This is a genomic window from Kitasatospora sp. NPDC059599 (genome assembly GCF_042735125.1).
Classification (GTDB): Bacteria; Actinomycetota; Actinomycetes; order Streptomycetales; family Streptomycetaceae; genus Kitasatospora.
This window is the reverse complement of record NZ_JBHWCL010000031.1, coordinates 1-19,249: the sequence shown is the minus strand read 5'-3', so window position 1 is coordinate 19,249 and position 19,249 is coordinate 1. Positions and strand designations below refer to the sequence as shown.

General features: G+C 73.6%; 14 protein-coding genes. 6 read left to right on the top strand and 8 right to left on the bottom strand.

Translation table 11 applies throughout. From position 1 onward, the window contains the following. Positions 1–70: 70 nt before the first annotated feature. The 5 genes from ACFV04_RS13910 to ACFV04_RS13890 all read right to left on the bottom strand — a co-directional run bounded on the left by ACFV04_RS13910 (position 71) and on the right by ACFV04_RS13890 (position 6,713). The gene (locus tag ACFV04_RS13910) at positions 71–2,038 is read right to left on the bottom strand and encodes a glycoside hydrolase family 5 protein (protein ID WP_380529051.1); all 1,968 of its coding nucleotides are present in this window, start codon (positions 2,036–2,038) and stop codon (positions 71–73) included. A gap of 162 nt (positions 2,039–2,200) precedes the next feature. After that, a complete protein-coding gene (locus ACFV04_RS13905; protein ID WP_380334857.1) occupies positions 2,201–3,040 on the bottom strand; it encodes a carbohydrate ABC transporter permease in 840 nt (279 codons plus the stop codon). A 7-nt stretch (positions 3,041–3,047) separates the two neighbouring features. Beyond that, positions 3,048–4,040, bottom strand: coding sequence for a carbohydrate ABC transporter permease (locus tag ACFV04_RS13900; protein ID WP_380529049.1), 993 nt, complete (start codon positions 4,038–4,040; stop codon positions 3,048–3,050). Next, positions 4,037–5,311 (bottom strand): ABC transporter substrate-binding protein, encoded by a 1,275-nt coding sequence (locus ACFV04_RS13895; protein ID WP_380334851.1) that lies wholly within the window; start codon positions 5,309–5,311, stop codon positions 4,037–4,039. Before ACFV04_RS13895 ends, ACFV04_RS13900 begins: the two co-directional genes overlap by 4 nt. 241 nt (positions 5,312–5,552) lie before the next feature. Continuing rightward, positions 5,553–6,713: an ROK family protein gene (locus tag ACFV04_RS13890; protein ID WP_380334848.1), complete on the bottom strand. Its 1,161-nt coding sequence runs from the start codon at positions 6,711–6,713 to the stop codon at positions 5,553–5,555. Positions 6,714–6,889: 176 nt separating this feature from the next. Here ACFV04_RS13890 and ACFV04_RS13885 point away from each other — a divergent pair, with 176 nt between their 5' ends. Next, positions 6,890–9,004 carry an alpha-galactosidase gene (locus ACFV04_RS13885; protein ID WP_380529047.1) on the top strand — a complete coding sequence of 705 codons (2,115 nt, stop codon included), beginning with the start codon at positions 6,890–6,892 and terminating at the stop codon, positions 9,002–9,004. A gap of 168 nt (positions 9,005–9,172) precedes the next feature. Here the strand turns inward: ACFV04_RS13885 and ACFV04_RS13880 are convergent, their stop codons facing one another. Further along, entirely contained in the window at positions 9,173–10,189 is a 1,017-nt protein-coding gene (locus ACFV04_RS13880) for an Lrp/AsnC family transcriptional regulator (RefSeq protein ID WP_380529045.1), read from the bottom strand. Between the two features lie 295 nt (positions 10,190–10,484). On the opposite strand from ACFV04_RS13880, the gene ACFV04_RS13875 reads away from it, so the two are divergent. Together ACFV04_RS13875 and ACFV04_RS13870 are read left to right on the top strand one after the other, a co-directional pair. Continuing rightward, entirely contained in the window at positions 10,485–11,405 is a 921-nt protein-coding gene (locus ACFV04_RS13875; protein ID WP_380334843.1) for an alpha/beta hydrolase, read from the top strand. A 193-nt stretch (positions 11,406–11,598) separates the two neighbouring features. Then, complete coding sequence (locus ACFV04_RS13870; protein WP_380334840.1) at positions 11,599–12,456, top strand: NAD(P)H-binding protein; 858 nt, start codon at positions 11,599–11,601, stop codon at positions 12,454–12,456. Positions 12,457–12,523: 67 nt separating this feature from the next. Here the strand turns inward: ACFV04_RS13870 and ACFV04_RS13865 are convergent, their stop codons facing one another. Together ACFV04_RS13865 and ACFV04_RS13860 are read right to left on the bottom strand one after the other, a co-directional pair. Continuing rightward, positions 12,524–13,336: a DUF1963 domain-containing protein gene (locus ACFV04_RS13865; protein WP_380529042.1), complete on the bottom strand. Its 813-nt coding sequence runs from the start codon at positions 13,334–13,336 to the stop codon at positions 12,524–12,526. Positions 13,337–13,451: 115 nt separating this feature from the next. Beyond that, positions 13,452–14,855, bottom strand: a complete 1,404-nt coding sequence (locus tag ACFV04_RS13860; RefSeq protein ID WP_380334835.1) for a short-chain fatty acyl-CoA regulator family protein — start codon at positions 14,853–14,855, stop codon at positions 13,452–13,454. Between the two features lie 438 nt (positions 14,856–15,293). Between ACFV04_RS13860 and aceA the strand changes: the two genes are divergently transcribed. The 3 genes from aceA (at position 15,294) to ACFV04_RS13845 (ending at position 19,186) form a co-directional block, all read left to right on the top strand. Further along, positions 15,294–16,586 carry an isocitrate lyase gene (gene aceA, locus ACFV04_RS13855; protein ID WP_380334832.1) on the top strand — a complete coding sequence of 431 codons (1,293 nt, stop codon included), beginning with the start codon at positions 15,294–15,296 and terminating at the stop codon, positions 16,584–16,586. A gap of 98 nt (positions 16,587–16,684) precedes the next feature. Next, complete coding sequence (aceB, locus tag ACFV04_RS13850; protein ID WP_380334829.1) at positions 16,685–18,295, top strand: malate synthase A; 1,611 nt, start codon at positions 16,685–16,687, stop codon at positions 18,293–18,295. A 27-nt stretch (positions 18,296–18,322) separates the two neighbouring features. Further along, positions 18,323–19,186 carry a 3-hydroxybutyryl-CoA dehydrogenase gene (locus ACFV04_RS13845; RefSeq protein WP_380529039.1) on the top strand — a complete coding sequence of 288 codons (864 nt, stop codon included), beginning with the start codon at positions 18,323–18,325 and terminating at the stop codon, positions 19,184–19,186. Positions 19,187–19,249 lie beyond the last annotated feature (63 nt).

The following is a 19,249-nucleotide window of genomic DNA, read 5'->3' as shown; positions in this document are numbered from 1 at the left end:
CGGGTCCGGGGCGTCTCGGGGGTGGGGGCGGCCCGGGTCCGGGGGCGGGCCCTGCGGGCGAGCGGGCGGGTCAGGCGAGCGGACGGCAGAGCAGGGCGTCGGGGGCGCCGCCGTGCATCCACTTCCAGGTGAAGGCGACACCGGCGAGGTACTCGTTGTCGGCGCACTGGCCCTTGTAGTGGCCGGGCGCCCAGTCGCTGGCGTTCGATCCGCCGGTGGCGGGCCGGTTGTCGCCGTGGTCGAACCAGACGAGGCGGTCGGTGGCGGGCAGCGGCGTGGTGGAGGGGGCGCAGAGCAGGGTGGCCATGGCGTTGCCGTTGACGCTGTAGCCGACGGCGAAGCTGTTGTCGGGGCACTGGAGCTTGTTGTAGCCGCCGGCCCAGTCGGCCTTGACGTACCGCTCGTCGTTGACGGCGGTCCATCCGGCGGCGGTCCCGGCCGGCTGGTTCGCGTCGGTGCACAGGCCTCGGTTCGAGCTGCGGGCGAGGCCGACGACGCGCTGGGTGTCGGGGCAGTTGCCCTTGCGGTAGCCGACGGCCCAGTCGGCCTTGGCGCGCATGGTGCGGGAGAGGTCCTGGTCACCGAAGTCGAGGTCGACCATGTTCCAGTGGTCGCTCCGGGGGACGGGCCCGGTCCTGGCGGGGGCGTTGACGAGCTTGTTCCAGTCGGTGGCGCGCCAGTCGCCGGGATCCTCGACGCTCGTCCTCCTGCCGGCGGCGTCGTAGGAGATCAGCGCCCAGGTGTCGTTGGGCTTGCCGGTGGGGTCGCTCCAGCCGACGAGCGGCCACTGGGCGAAGTCGGTGTCGTTCTTCACCAGGATGTCGGTGAAGCGGTCGAACCAGTCCTTCTCCTTGGCGTTGTCGGAGCCGCGGCCGCCGGCGCCGAACTCGCTGATCCACACGGGGGCGGTGAAGTGCTGTCCGGACTGCGTGACGAACAGGGCCTCGTCGTTCACGACCTGGACGAGCTGCTCGGGGGTGAGGTCCTGGTAGCGGGGGTCGTTGGTCTCGCCGTTCTGCCAGCCGCCGCTCGCGCCGGTGTGGTTGGGGCCGGTGTACGCGTAGAAGTGCGCGGAGTAGACCAGCTTGCCGGAGTCGATCAGGGTGTTGGAGAGGGTGCGGACCGGGGTGAGCATCGGGCGGCCGTGGCTGAACATCCCGGAGGGAATGCCCTGCCAGTTGATGCCCTCCATGATGATCAGCATGTCGGGGTCGGCTTCGAGGATCCTGTTGCCGGCCTGCTCGAACGCGGCGTAGAGGTCGTGGCCGTCGCCCGACCCCCAGTTCGGGTCGTCCCAGGTGTCGCGCCGGACCTCGTTGCGCAGGTCGGCGCCGGCCACCCGCTTGTTGCCCTTGTACCGGTTGACCAGGAACACCCAGTCGTCGATCCACTGCTGCGTGGACTGGCCGCTGTTCCAGCGCTCGTTGCCGTCCAGGGCGCAGCAGAAGCGGTAGCTCGTGGTGTGGTTGTTGAGGATGACGGCGAAGCCGTCCGCGGTCAGCGCGGCGACGACGGCGTCGTACACCTGGAGCGGTGTCATGCCCCTGAGCTGCGGGTTGGCGGCGACGGCGGAGTCCGGGACGGCCACCGTGTCGTGGATCATCGCGTTGGCGAAGGGCAGCCGGATGCTGTTGACGCCCACCGCGTGGAAGTCGGACAGGATCCGGCTGATCGGGGTGCGGTCCAGGCCGAGCGGGATGTTGTGGGAGACCTGCCCGGCCTGGTTGTTCGCCGGGTCGTCGACGGCACCGCTGCCCTCCCACGTGCCCTGGGCGCCGGCCCAGTTGCTCGCCTTGAGCTTGAAGCGCTCGCCGTTCGCGTCGACGACGTACCGGCCCCGGGTGGACAGCGGTCCGGTCCAGGAGGCGGCGAGTTGGGCTCCCGTCATCGCGACGGGGGCGGAGGCGGTGGCGCTCGCGGTCGCGGTGCCGGTGGTCGGCGCGGCGACGGCGACGGCGCCGGGGGCGGACAGGACCAGCAGGGCGGTGGTGACGAGCACCGCGGGCAGGCCGCGCGGGGCGGGTCGGACGGATCGCATGAGGGTTTCCCTCCGGTCTTCTGGTGGGGTGAGGGAGGAGCGGGGTGGTGCGGACCCCGGCTCACGACGTCCGGGGTGTCTGGGGGGCGGTTCGGCCCTCGGGGCGGGCGGTTGCGGGCGGTTCGGCCCTCGGGGCGGACGGTTGCGGGGGTTGCGGGCGGTTCAGCCCTTGAGGCCGCTGGTGGCGATGCCTTCGACGATGTACCGCTGGGCGATGAGGAACATCACCACCAGCGGGGCGACGGTCACGACGGCGCCGGCGAACAGGCCGGGCAGGTTGATGGTCTGCGAGGTGAGGAAGGTGGACAGCGCGATCTGGGCGGTCCAGCTGGACGGGTCCTGTCCGATGACCAGCGGCCACAGGAAGGCGTTCCAGCTGTCGATGAAGGCGAGCGCGCCGAGGGAGGCGAGCATCGCGCCCGAGGCGGGGAGGGCGATCCGCCGGTAGAGCCCGAACCAGCCGAGCCCGTCCAGCCGCCCGGCCTCCTCGATCTCGGCCGGGAACTGCAGGTAGAAGTTGCGGAACAGCAGGACCGCGAACGGGTTGAACAGGCCGGGTGCGATGAGGCCCCACAGCGTGTTGACCCCACCCATCGAGCCGACCACCACGAAGGTGGGCACGAAGGTGACCGAGCCGGGGATCATCAGCGTGGCCACCACCAGGGCCAGCAGCACGCCGCGTCCGCGCACCGGGATCCGTGCGAAGGCGTACCCGGCGGCGGAGGCCAGGAGCGTCGAGACCGGGGCGGTGATCCCGGCGATCAGCAGCGAGTTCCCGAGGGCCCGGCCCATGTGCAGGGTCGGGTCGTCGAGGAGCGCGGTGAAGTTCTCCCAGTGCATGGGCGAGGGCCACCAGGTCCACCGGGGCGAGGCCAGGCCCTTGGAGTCCATCAGTGCGTTGCGCAGCATCAGGTAGAACGGCGTCAGGAAGACCGCCGTCAGCAGGCCCACCAGCAGGCCGCGCGCGCCGGGGCGCAGGCGCCCGAACGGGTTGTTCGTCACGGCCGGTTCACTCCCCGCCCTTGCCGAAGCCGGTCAGCCGGCCCTGGACCAGCGTCACGGCCACGATCAGCGCGGTGAGGACGAAGGCCCCCGCCGATCCGAGGCCGTAGTCCTGGGCGCCCATCGCGGTGTCGTACAGGTAGACCAGCGGGGTCCGCACAGGCGCGGTGCCGCCGCCCGACAGACCGCTGTTGAACAGGTTGTAGAACTCGTCGAAGGCCTGGAAGGCGGCGATGAACTGGAGCATGAGCACCGCGACGGAGGTGTTGCGCAGCATGGGCAGGGTGATCCGCCGCAGCAGCCGCAGGCCGGTGGCGCCGTCCAGGGCCGCGGCCTCGTACACGTCCCGGGGGACGGCCTGCAGGCCGGCCAGGAAGAGCACCATGTAGAAGCCGACCTGGAGCCACAGCCGGAGGGTGACCAGGACGATCCAGTAGAGCGGGGGGTCGGTGGTCTGCAGCCAGGGGACGGCGGTCATCCCGAACCAGCCGCCGACCGTGTTGGCGATGCCCGCCGGCAGGCCGTTGAACAGGCACATCTTCCACAGCAGGGACGCCGCGACGTAGGACACGGCGGCCGGGATCAGGAAGGCGGTGCGCACCACCGCCCGACCGCGCCGGACGCGGTGCACGAGCAGCGCGAGGCCGAGCGAGACGGCGAAGGTGACCGGCACGATGGCGAGGGTGAAGAGCACGATCCGGACCAGCGAGGAACGGAAGGCCGGGTCGGCGAGCAGGTGCCGGTAGTTGTCCAGGCCCACCCAGTGGCCGAGGGCGATGGTCCCGTGGGCGTCGCTGAGGCTGAGCAGGAAACTCCAGCCGATGGCCACGTACTTGAAGGTCCCGAGGCCGATCAGCATCGGGCCTGCGAGCAGGGCGAACGCTCCCCAGGCGCGCCGGTCGGCACGCCCGGGGCGGCGGGCCGGGGCGTGGGCCCACGGTTCCGTCGCGGGTGACGCGGCACGCCCGAGACTCCGGGTGCTGTCCGGGGTGGCGTTCATCCGCTGTGCTGCCTGTCCACGGAGGTCTGGGCCTGCTCGGCCGCTTCGGCGAGGAGCCGGGCGGGGTCGCCCTGTCCGGCGACGATCTTGGCGGCGGCCGCGTTGAACGGGGTGGAGACCGTGCTGTCCCAGAGGTTCGGGTTGTTCCTGCCGTACTGGGCGGCGAGCGCGAGGGTCTCCTTGGCGGGGCCCTGGGCGAGCTTGTCCGCGGCGGCGGCGACCGAGGTGCGCGGCGGGATGTGGAAGCCGTAGCTCTCCGCGAAGTCCTTCTGGAGGTCGGTCTGTTCGACCCAGAGCCACTGGACGAACCGCTTGGCCGCGTCCACGTGCCTGCTCTTGGCGTTGACGCAGCTGGTCCAGCCGCCGACCCGCACCACCGGGCGGCCGCCCGGCTTGAAGGCCGGCCAGGGCAGGACGCCGAAGTCGTCGCCGAGCGCGGTCCTGATCGCGGGCATCGCCCACAGGCCGCACCACTGGATCGGGACGACGTCCTGGACCAGGGCGGACGGGTCCCACCAGTCGGTGGTGAAGCCGAGTTGCAGGGACTGGTCGTCGTGCAGCCGCTTGAGGCCGGTGACCGCCTCGACGGCCTGCGGGGAGGCGTACCCGACCCTGCCGTCGGTGACCAGGTCGCCGCCGTTGGAGAGCACCGCCAGCAACGGGGTGTCACCGATGCCGTCGTTGCCGACGAACAGGCCCTTGCCGTTCCTGGTGGTGAGCGCCTTGGCCGCGGCGACCAGTTCGTCGAAGGTGGCGGGAGGGTTGATGCCCGCCTTGGCGAGGACGCTCTTGCGGTAGTAGAGCATCACGACGTCGTCGACCATCTTGACGCCGTGGGGCTTGCCGTCGACGGTCACGTAGGCGAGGTCGCCCGGGTTGAAGTCCGGTGCGGCGGTGCCGTACAGGTCGTCGAGCGGGGCTATCTGGCCGCGCCGGGCCATGGCCGCGCTGAAGTCGCCGATCTCGAAGACGTCGGGGGCGCCGTCGGTGAGGAGGGTCGCGTTGAGCTTGCCGGTGTAGTCGCCCGGGACCCAGGTGACCTTGACCGCGATGTCGGGGTGGGCCTTGGTGAAGGCCTCGGCGTAGCGGGTGGCGGCCTGTTGGGTCCCGGCTTCGCCGTAGGCGTGGAACCAGACGTTCAGCGTGGTCCTGGCTCCGGAGGAGCCGCCGCCGGTCGGGTCGGTGCTGCAGCCGACCGCGGCGCCGGCGACGAAGAGCAGCGAGCCGCTGAGGAATCCGCGTCGGCTGAGCTGCGATGCGTGTGCGCTCATATCGCATCCTCGAGGGTGGGGGTACGGGTGGGTCCGTCCCGGGCGGGTGTCCGCCGTCCGGTGCGGGTGGGTCCGCCCCCGGTGGGTGTCCGCTGTCGGGTGCCGGCGACGGTTGCGACCTCGGTCGCTGCCGTCGGTCGCTGCCGGGCGTTGCGCGGACACCGGCCGGGAGTCCGGTGCGATGTGGTGGTGCACTGGCCGGGCTCCCGCGTGTGCGGGGCCGTCAGGGTGGTGCGGTGCCTTACGGGAAGAGCGCCTGGATGCCCAGGACGGCGGCGCCTCTGGCCCATTCCTCCCAGGGGAGCGGACGCAGCGTCAGCGGGCACTTCGCGGCGGCCTTGAAGCAGTGGGCGGCGTACGCGTTCCTGATGTGCACGCCGAAGAGGTCGTAGGTGTCGAGGCCCTCCCCGGTCACGACGACCCGTTCGGGGCCGAGCAGGCTGACCAGGGTGGCGATTCCGGTGCCGATCGCCCGTCCCGCCCGGGCGAAGGCCTCGCGGGCGGCGGGGTCTCCGCCGCGGGCGAGGCGGACGGCGCCGTCGAAGTCGAGGTCCGCGTCACCGGTGGCGTCGCGGACGGCGGCCAGGATGGCGTCGCTGGAGGCGATCGCCTCCACGCAGCCGGTCTGGCCGCAGTGGCAGGGCGGTCCGGCCGGGTCGATGCAGATGTGCCCCATCTCGCCGGCGACGCCGTACGCCCCGGCGATCAGCCGGCCGTTGACGACCAGGCCGGAGCCGATCCCCGCGCCGATCGTGACCAGTGCGAAGTACTCGGTGCCGATGCCCTCGCCGAACCAGTGTTCGGCCGCGGTGAGGGCCTTGACGTCGTTCTCGACGGTGACGCTCAGGCCGGTCGCCCGCGCCACCGTCTCGGCGAGCGGGACGTCCTGCCACCCGGGGAGGACGGAGTAGCGGACCCGGCCGGCGGTGCGGTCGACGTCGCCGGAGACCGCGATCCCGAGGTGGCGGGTGCGCTCCCGGAACGCCGGGTCCGCGTCGAGCAGGAGCTCGACGAGTTCGCCGACCAGGGCGCACACGGCGGCCGGGCCGCGGTCCTCGCCCAGCCTGCGCTCGGCGGTGGCCCGCAGGCCGGCCCGCAGGTCGCAGACCGTGCCGAACAGGGCCTCCGCGCTGATCTTGACCCCGACGAAGAACTCCCGGTCGGCGGTGACGGCCAGGGGGTTGACGGGCCGTCCGGCGCCCGGGGCGGTGCGCTCCGGGGGGAGTTCGTGCAGGTAGCCGTCGTCGATGAGCGGCCGGGCGGCCTTGGTGACGGCGGTGGACGACAGGCCGGTGCGACGGGCCAGTTCGACCCGGCTGAGGGGGCCTTCGGTCAAGAGGAGGGCGAGCATCGACGTCTCGGCCGGCGCGGTGACCAAGGGCTGGACATGGGTGGGGAACACGGCTGCAACCTACGACAAATAAATAACTTCTTCCAGTATTGATTTGGACAGTCCGCCGGACCTAATCTCGGGCCACCCACGTGCCCGCCACCCGCACCAGGACCCCGCCCGGACGCCCGCCCCACCGCCCCGCCCCGCCCCGGTCCGACCACCCACCTCCTCCCTGGGGGACACCCGTGCCCACCACCCCTCCCGCCGTCTCCTTCGACACCGACCACGGCACCGCCGTCCTGCGCACGCCGAACAGCGTCTACGCCGTACGCGTCGGCGCCGACGGCAGCCCCCGCCACGTCCACTGGGGGCCGCCCCTCGACGCCCTCGAACTGCCGCACCCCCACTCCCCCGCCGACAGCAGCTTCGAGGACGACGCGGCCCCCGACGAACTCGGCATCCAGACCGGCGCCCGCTTCGGCCCGGCAGGCCTCCAGGTGCGCTTCCCCGACGGCACCTCGGGCGCCCAGTGGCACTTCCGCGGCCACCGCGTCGACGGCGGCGAGCTGCGACTCCTCCTGACCGACCGTCACTACCCGCTGGCCGCCGAACTCTGCTACCGGGTACGGCCCGACAGCGACGTGATCGAACGCTGGACCGAACTCACCCACACCGGCACCGCGGAGAGCGACACCGGCCCGATCACGGTCCTCCGCCTCGACTCGGCGTCCTGGACCGCTCCGCACCTGCCCGACTACCGGCTCAGCCACCTGGTCGGCGGCTGGGCCAGCGAGTTCCAGCTGCACCGCGACCGGCTCCCGGTCGCCGAAACCGTCCTCACCAGCCGCCGGGGCCTCACCGGCCACCACGCCGGCCCCTGGCTGGCCCTCGACGACGGATCCGCCACCGAGGAGCAGGGCGACGTGTGGAGCACCGCGCTCGCCTGGAGCGGGAGCTGGCGCATCACCGTGCACCGGGACCCGGTCGGCCGCACCACCTGGACCGGGGGCTTCGGCCACGAGGGGCTCGGCTGGGCCCTGCAACCGGGCGAGACCCTGCACACCCCGGTCTTCGCCGGCCTCTACACCCCCGACGGCTTCGGCGGGGCGAGCCGCGCCTGGCACGCCCACGTCCGGACGGCCGTCCTGCCCGAACCCGACCGCGACCGGCCCGTCCTGTACAACTCCTGGGAAGCCACCGGCTTCGCCGTCGACCAGGCCGGCCAGTGCCGCCTCGCCGACCTCGCCGCCGGGCTCGGCGTCGAACTCTTCGTCCTGGACGACGGCTGGTTCGGCGCCCGCACCGACGACCGCGCCGGCCTCGGCGACTGGACGCCCAGGCCCGGGGCCTTCCCCGACGGCCTGCGACCGCTCGCCGACCACGTCCACGGCCACGGCATGGCCTTCGGCGTGTGGGTGGAACCGGAGATGGTCAACGCCGACAGCGACCTGTACCGCGCCCACCCCGACTGGGTGCTCCACGCACCCACCCGGGACACCACCGAACTGCGCCACCAGCTCGTCCTCGACCTCGCCCGCCCCGACGTCGAGGAATGGGTGCGGGCGACCCTCGACCGGCTGGTCACCGAGAACGACGTGGACTGGCTCAAGTGGGACGCCAACCGCCCCTTCACCGACACCGGCCGGTCCGTCCACCCGGACCCCGACCGGCGGTGGATCGACCACACCCGGGCCGTCCACCGGATCATGGACCGGCTGCGCGCCGACCACCCCGGCCTGCGGATCGAGGCCTGCGCCGGCGGCGGCGGCCGCGTCGACCTCGCCGTCCTCGCCCGGACCGACCAGGCCTGGACCTCCGACAACACCGACCCGGTCGACCGGATCTCCGTCCAGCACGGCTTCAGCCAGCTCTTCCCCGCCCACACCATGGCCTCCTGGGTCACCGACTCACCCAACGGCATCACCGGCCGCACCACGCCCCTGCGCTTCCGCTTCCACGTCGCCATGGCCGGGGCCCTCGGCCTGGGCGGCGACCTCACCCGGTGGACACCGGACGAACTCGCCGAGGCCGCCCGCCTGGTCGCCGAGTACAAGCGGATCCGGCCACTCGTGCAGCATGGCCTCCAGCACCGGCTCACCGGCCACGACGGACTCACCGCCGTCCACTACGCCGCCCCGGACGACACCGAGCACGCCGTCCTCGCCTGGCGCCCGACCACCCGCTTCGGCCACCACCCCGCCCCGCTGCGCCTGCCCGCCCTCCACACCGGGCACCGCTACCGCGACCCGGACACCGGCCGGGTGCACGACGGCGCCGTCCTGCGCAACCGCGGCATCGACCTGGACCTGCCCGCCGGCGACCACGCCAGCCGCCTGGTCCGGCTGCACCGGGTCGGCTGACGCCCCGTCCGGTCGCCGGCGCCGGGCCCGGCGGCGCCGTCCCCACCCGGACCGTCCCGACCGGCACCGCGTCCCGAGCCCCGAACCCCGGCCCCGGGCGGCGCGGTACCGGTCACCCCGGAAGGGCCCGCCCCGTTCGCCCACCCGGGCGTACGGGGCGGTGCGCCCTCACCCCGACGGGACCGGTCGGACCGGCATCGGAGTGCGTTTGGCGGCGTGACTCACGACGGCCGTCTCGACGTGGGTGATGCCCAGGCCGACCAGGTCGTGGGAGAGGAAGGTGTAGAGGGTCGCCAGGTCCGGGAAGTACGCGGCCGCGTGCAGGTTGGAAGGACCCGACGTCGCGAACGCGCCGTGCACCGCGGGGTGGTCGGCCAGCGCCTGCCCGGCGGCGGCCAGGTGGTCCGGGGCCACCTGCAGCAGGAACTTGGCTTCGATGGGCAGCCCGAGGCGGCGGGGGTCGACCAGGACCTGGGTGACCAGACGGCCTTCGGCCGCCAGGTGGGCGAGGCGTCGGCGCACCGTGCTCTCCGGGTGACCGGTGCGCTCGGCCAGGGCCACCGCGCTCAGCCGCGCGTCGGGCGTGAGGGCGTCGATGAGGGCCTGTTCCAAGGCATCGGTGTCGACGCCGTACGGGCCCGGCGACGTGGCGGCCGCCGCCCCGACGGCCGGCGCGCCCGGGCCGAGCGCCTCCCGCTCGGCCGCGGTCAGCACCTGGTGGCGCCACTCGGAGGTGAGCCGGAAGACGTGCAGGATCGTGGCGCTCTCCAGGGAGGTCACCGCCTGGGTCGAGGGCAGTTGACGGAAGACCAACTGGTCCCGTGAGCCCGGCTCGGTACGGGCGACCGCGAAGATCTCGTCACCCGACGTGGTGATGTCGATGAAGGGGATGTCCTCACGCGCCGCGAGCGCGGCCACGATCGTGTCGAGCTTTCCCCGCAGGACCCGGATGCGCAGGAACAGGGCTCCGGCCGAGCCCCCGTTGCGCGGTCGCGCCACCGGCGAGACGACCACGCGCACGGTGCCGTCGGCGCCGAGCGCGTGCAGGCGGCGGCGGACGGTGGCCGGGCTGAGCCCCAGCGCGTGGGCCGCCCGCTCGGCGGTGAGGCGGCCGTCCCACTGCAACGCGGCCACCAGCCGCTGGTCCGGGAGGCTCAGTACGGAATTCGTCGATTCACGTGCCATGAACGAGAGTTTCGCCCATTCCGTGGCCTCGCGGCGCCCGTTCCGCGGACGACACCCCAACCATGGAGGTCATCCGCTCCGCCCGTCCCCGACCGACGTCGGCGGACCCGAGCCCCGGAAAGGAGCAACCCGTGATCCTCGACCCGCGCATCTGGTTCCCCGGCCTCACCGGCTGACCGTCAGCACCCCCGGTGCCGCCACCGGCGGCCCGGGAGGAGCGGGCCCGCGGTGCGACCGCACCGCAGGCCCGCACCTCCACAGCACCCCGAGAGACAGATCCACCACGGAGGCCGACGTGCCCACGCTCACACAACGGAAAGCAGTACGCTTCGCCAGCGGCGACACCTCGTGCGCCGCCTGGCACTACCCGGGGTCCAACGGCGGCTGCGTCATCATGGCCGGCGGAACCTCGGTGACGAAGGAACCGGCCACGGACCTGTTCGCCGCACGGTTCAACGAGGCCGGGTTCGCCGTCCTCGCCTTCGACCACCGCCGGTTCGGAGAGAGCGGGGGCCTTCCGCGCCAGATCCTCCGCGTCGACGAGCAGGTCGCCGACTGGCACGCCGCGATCGACTTCGCCGCCGGTCTCCCCGACGTCGACCCGGACGCGATCTCCGTCTGGGGCTTCTCGCTCGCGGGCGGCCACGTCTTCCGGGTCGCGGCCGAACACCCGCGACTGGCCTGTGCGATCGCCCAGACCCCGCTGGTCGACGCCCGCGCCGTCGCCCCCCACGCGCTGCGCTCCATGACGCCCCTCGCCCTGCTGCGGCTCCTCGGCCGGGGCGTCGCCGACGCGCTCGGCAGCCTCGTCGGACGCCCGCCGCTGCTGGTCCCGACCGCCGGACCGCGCGGCGCCGTCGCCTCCCTCACCACGGCCGACGCCATGGACTGCGACCGGGCGCTCGATCCCGACCGTCGCCACGCGAACTGGGAGCAGACCGTCGCCGCACGCCTGGCCCTGCAGATCGGCGGGTACCGGCCCGGGCTCCACGCCCCCCGGATCCGGTGCCCGCTGCTGGTGGTCGTCTGCGACCAGGACCAGAGCGCGCTCCCCGGCCCCGCCGTCCGCGCGGCCCGGAGCGCACCGCACGCCGAGGTCGTCCGGCTGTCCGGCCGTCACTACGCCCCGTTCCTCGAATCGCACGAACAGGCCGTCGAAGCGGAGATCTCGTTCCTGCGCGAGCACCTCGACCGCCGCCCCCGCGACGCCGGCTGAGGCGGCGCGCCGTCACCCCGGACCAGCGGTGGACCGGGAACCCGGCGGCAGGCCCGACCACCCGTCACCGGTGTCGAAGCCACCGTCGGAACCGCACAGCACCACGCCGGCGATCGGAACGCCGACGGTACGACCGCCCATCAGGGCCACAGGGGCACGAGGTGCCACCTGCCTTCCGGACAGGAGTCTGCACATGATCATGGTCACTGGCGCGACCGGAACCATCGGTCGCACCGTGGTGGAACACCTGGCGGCGCAGCGACGCGAGGTCGCCGCAGTCACCCGCGATCCGGCCGCCGGCGAGCCGGCCCACGGCGGGCCGGCCACCGGCGTCCGGCCGGTCGTCGGCGATCCGTCCAGACCGCAGTCGCTGGCCCCGGCACTGGACGGCGTGGAGGCCCTCCTGCTCAGCCCGCGCGCCGTCGGCGGTGCGAGTGCCGAGCTGCTGGCGCTGGCGGCCGAGCACGGCGTGCGGCGCGTGGTGGTGCTGTCGGCCGTCACGGTCGAGTACGGCGGGGGGTACCGGCGCTTCGCCGAGGAGTTCGAGCGGGTCGAGGCCGCGGCCAGGGCCTCCGGGCTGCAGTGGACGTTCCTGCGGTGCGCCGACTTCGACGCCAACGCCCTCGCCTGGGCACCGCAGATCCGCGCGACCGGCCTCGTCCGGGGCGTGCACGGCGACGCGGCCACCTCCCCCGTCCACCAGCGGGACATCGCCGAGGTCGCCGTCCGGGCACTCGTGGACCCCGCCCACGCGGGCCGTGCGTACGCACTCACCGGGCCCGAGTCGCTCACCCAACGGGACAAGGCCCGGCTCATCGGCGAAGCCATCGGCAGGGAGCTGGCGTTCGCGGAGGTGCCGCCCGAGGAACTGCGCCGGGCGATGCTCGCCCAGGGGCTGCCCGAGGACGTGCCCGACCGCCTGATCGGCTACGCGGCCGCATGCCTGGAACAGCCGGGCCCGACGACGGACACCGTCCCGCGGCTCCTCGGACGCCCCGCCCTGACCTTCGCCACCTGGGCCGCCGAACACGCGGCGGCCTTCCGGGGCTGAAGCCTGCGGGACCGCCGACCGGGACACCGGCCGCCGCGCACCGGCCGCACCGGCGCGCGACGGCCGTTCAGGCGTCGTAGCGGTGGGCGAACGGGCGGCCGGGGCACGCGCGGCACTCGAACAGGTACACCCCGCCCAGGTCGCCGAGGCTCAGGTCCGCGCCCTGCCGGCGGAAGTCGCGGTCCTCGACCGGTGTCCACGTCAGCCGGCAGTCGTGGTCCTCGGTGCTGTCCACGGTCAGCAGGTGGTCCATCGGTGCCCGGCAGGTCGGACAGTCCGGCCACCGCGGTTCCTGGCACCAGCCCGGGTAGCCGCCCAGCTTGATGCCCGGCGCGGTGGACAGGTGGAACTGGTAGTCCCAGCCCGTCTGCGCCTCCACCTGCTCGACGCGGGGTTCCAGGGCGTCCCAGAGCGTGTCCGGCAGGTCCCAGCTCGGGTACTCCGTGACCGGTTCCGGATGGACGACGCACGGCCGCGGCACCTGACCGTACCGGGCCTCCGGCGGTACCGGCGGGGCCTGCCGCACCTCGCCGACCTCCGCCGCGGACCGCCAGCGGACCAGCGGGACGACCCACTGCCCGTCGTGGGCGCGCGGGCACCACAGCACCTGGAGCAGGTCCCGCCCCTCCGGGAAGGGCACGAGGTCGGGCACGTCGGCACGGCGGACCTGCACGACCGCGACCATCGGCGATCCCGGGTGCTCCGGGCAGTCCGGCCACGGCTCCCGCGCCGGCCACAGCAGCGGGCCGCCCACCGAGCTGTCACCGGGGGCCGGCCGGCCCGCTCGCGGGTGCAGTCGCACGGCCTCCCGGCGGAAGGGGACGACCTCGGGAAACAGCTCTTCGACCGGCGCGGGGCGCGGGGGAGTTCGACGGGTCACCCGCGGACGGTACCGGTGACCGCGGTCCGGGCGCACCACGGTTTCGGCCCGCTCGGCGGGCGCAGCGGCCGGGCACAGCGGCCGGGCACAGCGGGCGGGCACAGCCGCCCGAAGGTCAGTGCCGGGGCGCGGGCACCGCCGGGTACGGGACGAAGGTGCTGGTGTGCTCGTCGACGGCGAGCGGGCGGCCGATGGCGGGTGCGGAGCGCTGCGGGCAGGCGGGGCGGTCGCAGACCTTGCAACCGAGGCCGATCGGGGTGGCGGCGGTCTCGTCGCCGAGGTCGAGCCCCGCCGAGTAGACGAGCCGTCCGGCGTGGCGCAGTTCGCAGCCGAGGCCGAGGGCGAAGGTCTTGGTGGGGCGGGCCCAGCCGCCCGGGGAGCGGGTGACGGCGCGGGCGGTCCAGAGGTAGCGGCGGCCGTCGGGCATGGCGGCGACCTGGACGTGGACGCGGCCGGGCGCGGCGAAGGCCTCGTAGACGTTCCACAGCGGGCAGGTGCCGCCGGTGCGGGAGAAGTGGAAGTCGGTGGCGGACTGGCGTTTGGAGACGTTGCCCGCCCGGTCGACCCGGACGAAGGAGAACGGCACGCCGCGCAGCCGGGGCCGCTGCAGGGTGCTGAGCCGGTGGCAGACCGTCTCGTAGCCGACGCCGAAGTGGTCGGCGAGGTGCTCGATGTCGTAGCGGGCGGATTCGGCCTCGGCGTGGAACGCGGTGTACGGGAGGACCAGCGCGGCGGCGAAGTAGTTGGCCAGGCCGATCCGGGTGAGCGACCAGGCGGTGCCGCCCTCCGGGCTGTCCTGGGCGGCAAGTTCGGACAGCAGCGGGTCGTGTTCCAGGTACGCCAGCTGGGTCGCCATCCGGAAGGCCTGCTGGCCCGGGCGCAGCCGGTCCGACAGGCTGAGGACCCTGGTGCGCGGGTCGAAGCTGTGCAGGTCCCCGCCGCCGGTGACGGTCCGTACGCCGTGGCCGGAGGCGAGCCGCTCGGCCAGGACCGCCCCGACCACGCCGCGCCGCAGGCCGATGGCGCTCGCCGACTCCTCGGCCGCGGTGTCGAGTTCGTCGACGTAGTTGCGACGGCGGTAGAAGAACTCGCGGACCTCCTCGTGCGGGGTGAGGGTGTCGGGCGCCGGGCCGCGGTCGCCGGCGAGGACGGCCAGTTGTTCGGCGACGGCCCGCCGGCCGCGGCCGAGGTCCATCAGCAGGCGGGCCACGGCGGGCAGCCGGGCGGCGAGTTCGTCGAGGTCGCCGGGGGTGACCCGGCCGGCCGCGAGCTCCTCGCCGAGGGCGTCGCGGAGTTCGGCGGTGAGCCGGGCGCTGTCCGGCGGGGCGAAGTACCCGGCCTCGACGCCGAAGGCCTCGGTGAGGCGCAGCAGCACGGGGACGGTGAGCGGGCGGGCGTCGTGCTCCAGCTGGTTGAGGTAGCTGGGTGACAGGTCGATCAGCCGGGCGAGGGCGGCCTGGCTGAGGCCGCGTTCCTCGCGCAGGCGGCGCAGCCGGGCGCCGGCGAAGGCCTTTCCCATGTCGTTCTCCCCCTGCGGGCGTCGGTGGTGCCGGCTGCCCCTGCGGGCGTCGGTGTGCCGGCGCGTCGGTGTGCCGGCGCGTCGGTGTGCCGGCCGGGCGGCGCAGCCGCGCGGTGCCGGTGGGGGCAGCGTAGCCGTGGCGGGGGGCTGCGGGCCTTCGCAACCTTCGCGGATTCGCCGGGGATCGTTCGCAGGACCTGGCAGCGGTCCACCGGTGACGGCGGCTCGGCGAGCTGCCAGAGTCGGTGGTGCGGCCGGGAGGTGCGCAGGACAGCAGCGGAACACCGGGCCGGTCGCGGCCGGGAGCGCTGTCCGGGCGTCCACGTCCTGCGGTGTTCCACCGCCGCCCGGCACCACCCGGCCGCCCACGCGCCCTCGCGGTGAGGTGCGTCACACCCTTCGCAACGAGCACAACGAACACCCTTGGGGAGCAGACCCATGACTCAGTCGGTTCGTCAGCAGCAGGAGCAGCGCGCGGCGGAGCTGGCCGCCCGGTGGACGTCCGACCCGCGGTGGGCCGGGATCGAGCGCACCTACACGGCGGCCGACGTGGTCCGGCTGTCGGGCACGGTACGCGAGGAGCACACCCTGGCCCGGCGCGGCGCCGAGCGCCTGTGGCGGCAGTTGCACGAGCAGGACTACGTCCACGCGCTCGGTGCGCTCACCGGCGGTCAGGCCGTGCAGATGGTGAAGGCCGGCCTGCAGGCGGTCTACCTGTCCGGCTGGCAGGTCGCGGCCGACGCCAACCAGGCCGGGCAGACCTACCCGGACCAGAGCCTCTACCCCGCCAACTCGGTTCCGCAGGTGGTGCGCAGGATCAACAACGCGCTGCTGCGGGCGGACGGGATCGACGCCGCCGAGGGCAACGACGGCCCGGACTGGCTGGTGCCGATCGTCGCCGACGCCGAGGCGGGTTTCGGCGGCCCGCTGAACGCGTTCGAGCTCACCAAGGGCATGATCGCGGCCGGCGCGGCGGGCATCCACTACGAGGACCAGCTGGCGTCCGAGAAGAAGTGCGGCCACCTCGGCGGCAAGGTCCTCGTGCCCACCGCGCAGCACGTCCGCACCCTCAACTCCGCCCGGCTGGCGGCCGACATCGCCGACGTGCCGACGCTGATCGTCGCCCGCACCGACGCGCTCGCCGCCAACCTGCTGACCAGCGACGTCGACGAGCGCGACGCCCGGTTCTGCACTGGTGAGCGCACCGCCGAGGGCTTCTACCGGGTCGAGCCCGGGATGGCGCCGGTGATCTCCCGCGGCCTCGCCTTCGCGCCGTACGCGGACCTGATCTGGGTGGAGACCGGCACCCCGGACCTCGCCCAGGCCCGCGAGTTCGCCGAGGCGCTGAAGGCCGAGTACCCGGACAAGATGCTGGCCTACAACTGCTCGCCGTCCTTCAACTGGAAGGCCGCGCTGGACGACGACCGGATCGCCAAGTTCCAGCGGGAGCTGGGCGCCATGGGCTACCGCTTCCAGTTCATCACGCTGGCCGGTTTCCACGCCCTGAACCACTCGATGTTCCAGCTGGCCCGCGGCTACGCCGAGCACGGCATGACGGCCTACGTCGACCTCCAGGAGGCCGAGTTCGCCGCGGTGCCGGACGGCTACACCGCGGTGAAGCACCAGCGCGAGGTCGGCACCGGCTACTTCGACCTGGTCTCCACCGCGCTCAACCCGAACGCCGAGACCCTGGCGCTCACCGGCTCCACCGAGGCCGAGCAGTTCCACTGAGCCACCCCTGGCGGCCCGTTGGGGACGAGCCGCCGTCCACCCCCGCCCGGGGCCTCGCCGAGGGACGAGGCCCCGGGCCCACCTTCCTGGAGAACCGGATGAGCCAGCCCAGCCGCGTCGAGATCCTCGGAACGCCCGAGGACCGCTTCGAGGAGGTCCTGACCCCCGAGGCACTCGCCTTCCTCGCCCGTCTGCACGACGGGTTCGCCGCCCGTCGCACCGAACTCCTCGCCGCACGCGAGCGCCGTGCCGCCGCGTTGGCCGCCGGCGGCACCCTCGACTTCCTGCCGGAGACCCGCGCCGTCCGGGAGGACCCCTCCTGGCGGGTGGCCGGCGCCGGCCCCGGCCTCGTCGACCGCCGGGTGGAGATCACCGGCCCGCCCGAACGCCGGATGACCGTCAACGCCCTCAACTCCGGCGCGAACGTGTGGCTCGCGGACTTCGAGGACGCCACCGCCCCGACCTGGCACAACCTCGTCACCGGCCAGCTCAACCTGATCGACGCGATCGACCGCCGGATCGACGACACCACGCCGGAGGGCAAGCGCTACTACGTCGGGGACGACCCGGCGACCATCGTGGTCCGTCCGCGCGGCTGGCACCTGGACGAACAGCACCTGCTGATCGACGGCCGCCCGGCCGTCGGCGCCCTGGTCGACTTCGGCCTCTACCTCTTCCACTGCGGCCGCCCGCAGATCGCGGCCGGCTCCGGCCCGTACGTCTACCTCCCCAAGCTGGAGAACCACCTCGAAGCCCGGCTGTGGAACGAGGTCTTCGCCTTCGCCCAGGCCGAGTTGGGCATCCCGCACGGGACGATCCGCGCCACCGTCCTGATCGAGACCGTCACCGCGGCCTTCGAGATGGACGAGATCCTCTACGAACTGCGCGAGCACGCCGCCGGGTTGAACGCCGGCCGCTGGGACTACCTGTTCAGCCTGATCAAGAACTTCGCCCACCACGGCCCCCGCTTCGTCCTGCCCGACCGCGCCACCCTCACCATGACCCAGCCGTTCCTGCGCGCCTACACCGACCTCCTGGTGCGCACCTGCCACCGGCGCGGCGCCCACGCCGTCGGCGGCATGGCCGCCGCGATCCCGCAGCGCGACCCCGCCGCCAACGAGGCCGCCCTGACCAGGGTCCGCGCCGACAAGGAACGCGAGGCCGGCGACGGCTTCGACGGCTCCTGGGTCGCCCACCCCGGCCTGGTCGACACCTGCCGCACCGCCTTCGACGCCGTCCTCGGCGACCGCCCGCACCAGCTCGACCGCACCCGCGAGGACGTCGAGGTCACCGCCGCCGACCTGCTCGGCGTCCAACGGCTCACCGCCGGCCTGCCCACCGAACAGGGCCTGCGCGCCAACGTCGCCGTCGCCCTGCGCTACCTGACGGCCTGGCTCGGCGGCTCCGGCGCCGTCGCCGTCTTCGGGCTGATGGAGGACGTCGCCACCGCCGAGATCGCCCGGTGCCAGATCTGGCAGTGGCAGCACCACTGCACCCGCCTCACCGGCGGCTCGCTCGCCACCCCGGACCTGGTGCGGCGGCTGATCGACCGTGAGCGGGCCGCCCTGCTCGCCGAGGGCGCCGACCCGACGGCCGTGGACGACGCGGTGCGCATCCTGCAGGACACCGCCCTCGGCGCCGACCTGCCCGCCTTCCTCACCACCGAGGCCTACACCCGCCACCTCGTGCGGATCCGCACCGCGGCCTGAACCGCCCACCACGGAGGCAATCGCACCATGAACGACATACGCCGCGTCGCGGTCGTCGGCGCCGGACAGATGGGCGCCGGCATCGCCGAGGTCTTCGCCCGCGCCGGACTCGACACCGTCGTCTGCGAGAACGGCCGGGACGCCCTGCGCGCCGCCCGGGCCCGGATCGACCGCTCCCTGCACCGCGCCGTCGACCGCGGCCGGATCGACGAACGGCAGCGCACCGACGCCTGGGCCCACCTGCTGTTCGCCGACGACCCGGAAGCGCTCGCCGACCGCCAACTCGTCGTCGAAGCCGTCGTCGAGGACGAACGGGTCAAGACCGAGGTGCTCACCACTCTGGACAAGGTGCTCGTCGCCGACGACGCCGTCCTGGCCACCAACACCTCCGCCATCCCCGTCACCCGCCTGGGCATCGCCACCGGCCGGGCCACCCACGTCCTCGGCCTGCACTTCTTCAACCCGGCCCCGGTGATGCCGCTGGTCGAGCTGGTCACCTCGCTGCACACGGCTCCCACCGTCGTCGACCGGGTCGAGGCCTTCGCCCGGGACGTCCTCGGCAAGCACGTCGTCCGCTCCCGCGACCGGGCCGGCTTCATCGTCAACGCGCTGCTCGTGCCCTACCTGCTGTCCGCGATCCGGATGGCCGAGGCCGGCCACGCCACCCCCGAGGACATCGACGCCGGCATGGTCCACGGCTGCGCCCACCCCATGGGCCCGCTCGCCCTCGCCGACCTCATCGGCCTGGACACCGTCGAGGCGATCGCCCGGTCGATGTACGAGGAGTACAAGGAACCGCTGTACGCACCCCCGCCGCTGCTCTCCCGGATGGTCGAGGCCGGGCTGCTCGGCCGCAAGAGCGGGCGGGGGTTCCACGAGCGCCTGACCTGAAAAAACGTGCCTTGAACGGCTGGCATCCAGTCAGCATCAAGCGGCGCGGCCGAGACTCTGATG

Excerpts from the sequence above, each read along its gene's own strand:
- aceA (WP_380334832.1), top strand. The coding sequence starts at position 15,294 with ATGACTCAGTCGGTTCGTCAGCAGCAGGAGCAGCGCGCGGCGGAGCTG.
- ACFV04_RS13880 (WP_380529045.1), bottom strand. The coding sequence starts at position 10,189 with ATGGCACGTGAATCGACGAATTCCGTACTGAGCCTCCCGGACCAGCGG.
- aceB (WP_380334829.1), top strand. The coding sequence starts at position 16,685 with ATGAGCCAGCCCAGCCGCGTCGAGATCCTCGGAACGCCCGAGGACCGC.
- ACFV04_RS13910 (WP_380529051.1), bottom strand. The coding sequence starts at position 2,038 with ATGCGATCCGTCCGACCCGCCCCGCGCGGCCTGCCCGCGGTGCTCGTC.
- ACFV04_RS13860 (WP_380334835.1), bottom strand. The coding sequence starts at position 14,855 with ATGGGAAAGGCCTTCGCCGGCGCCCGGCTGCGCCGCCTGCGCGAGGAA.
- ACFV04_RS13895 (WP_380334851.1), bottom strand. The coding sequence starts at position 5,311 with ATGAGCGCACACGCATCGCAGCTCAGCCGACGCGGATTCCTCAGCGGC.
- ACFV04_RS13900 (WP_380529049.1), bottom strand. The coding sequence starts at position 4,040 with ATGAACGCCACCCCGGACAGCACCCGGAGTCTCGGGCGTGCCGCGTCA.
- ACFV04_RS13845 (WP_380529039.1), top strand. The coding sequence starts at position 18,323 with ATGAACGACATACGCCGCGTCGCGGTCGTCGGCGCCGGACAGATGGGC.
- ACFV04_RS13870 (WP_380334840.1), top strand. The coding sequence starts at position 11,599 with ATGATCATGGTCACTGGCGCGACCGGAACCATCGGTCGCACCGTGGTG.